Below are 505 nucleotides of genomic sequence, written 5' to 3'. Positions count from 1 at the left end.
TGTTTGCCCAGCGAAGCTGGCAATCCCGTCAGGTTGGAAGAAACCTGAATCACCCTGACTGAGGGGAAGACAATCCGAATGGCAAGGGCGTTGTTGGCTAACGGCAGGGTCTGAAGGAAGCCATAGGAAGTTAGAGGTACACAACGAAAGTGAACCTGATTCGGCAAGGCAGGAGGGTAAGTGTGCAAAATAGCGCGAAGCCCGATACTCGGTCAGTCCTGTTTTGTGTTTGAGGGTGGAATTTCTAACAGGGAGTCAGTGCAGTAACTGGGGAAGCCTGGCACTTAAACTTACCTAGAGTAAGTGGTTAACGTTCAAGGGGAGACTCAAGATGTTAATCGGTGTGAGGTGGCAGATGACGCCGTAGTAGTGAGAAAGGTTCGGCCTGTGAAAGCCAGTAATGGTGTGGAGGGTAAAACCGAACTGACCATCAGCAGTGAGTCTGATGGCGTGCTTATCAGTCAAAAGCGGATAAGGATGGCGAAGGGCGGAAGTACATAGTAAG

Annotated in this window: 1 protein-coding gene; it reads left to right on the top strand. The window is 50.5% G+C overall.

All coding sequences use genetic code 11. The annotated features are described in order from the left end of the window. The first annotated feature begins 303 nt into the window (after positions 1 to 303). Positions 304 to 501, top strand: coding sequence for a hypothetical protein (locus tag GTH32_RS19325; protein WP_163088826.1), 198 nt, complete (start codon positions 304 to 306; stop codon positions 499 to 501). Positions 502 to 505 lie beyond the last annotated feature (4 nt).

The organism is Alteromonas profundi (assembly GCF_010500865.1).
Lineage (GTDB): Bacteria > Pseudomonadota > Gammaproteobacteria > Enterobacterales > Alteromonadaceae > Alteromonas > Alteromonas profundi.
This window is presented reverse-complemented; position numbering and strand designations above follow the sequence as displayed.